The sequence below is a fragment of the Clostridium sp. AF28-12 genome, from assembly GCF_003435225.1.
GTDB lineage: Bacteria > Bacillota > Clostridia > Lachnospirales > Lachnospiraceae > Pilosibacter > Pilosibacter fragilis.
Genome location: NZ_QWGJ01000077.1, coordinates 1 through 625 on the forward strand (window position 1 = coordinate 1; position 625 = coordinate 625).

Below are 625 nucleotides of genomic sequence, written 5' to 3' on the forward strand. Positions count from 1 at the left end.
ACACCGAAATGATACCGAAACACGACAATCTGATAGGGGGACAGTCTACCCTATCGCTGATACTTCGGGAGATTTTAAGCGGCTCTATGGCTGTAATTTTGCCGAAAATCGCCCCGAAACCATACACGAAAACGGGAGGAAGCGCAATATGCCGAGAATGAGCAAAAAGAGGAAGCATGAGCTTTCCTTTTACCTCAATGACCGGGGGCGTGTCACTTACAACGAATTATGCCGGAAATGCCAGCATGGGTGCAGGCAGAGCTTCCGGGCGGTTGTGATTGACTGCCCCCGTTATTTATCCAAACGAGCAAAGAAAAAGGAGGAACACACAGAATGAATTTTGAATTTATGACGATAGACACACCATTGCCGCCCTGTATGCCCTTTCCCAGAGCGTTGACAGGATTTCCAGTCAGCAGCACCGCAAAGGTCATGTACTGCCGGATGTTGGACGCTATGCTATCCAAAGGGCAGGAGGACGAAAACGGAATCCTGTTTGTCTGCTTCCCTGTTACAGCCATTGCCGCAGTCTTGTCCCGCAGCTCTATGACGGTCAAGCGTTCTCTGAATGAACTGGAAACCGCCGGACTTATCATGCGGGTGCGTCAGGGCGTTGGAGAACCAA

2 protein-coding genes are annotated in these 625 nt (G+C 50.4%); both read left to right on the forward strand.

The window, feature by feature from the left end:
• Positions 1–148 precede the first annotated feature (148 nt).
• Positions 149–337, forward strand: a complete 189-nt coding sequence (locus tag DWY93_RS16890) for a hypothetical protein (RefSeq protein WP_005930722.1) — start codon at positions 149–151, stop codon at positions 335–337.
• On the forward strand, positions 334–625 hold a 292-nt coding region (locus DWY93_RS16895), incomplete at its 3' end, for a DeoR family transcriptional regulator (protein ID WP_117472761.1). The genes DWY93_RS16890 and DWY93_RS16895, both read left to right, overlap by 4 nt.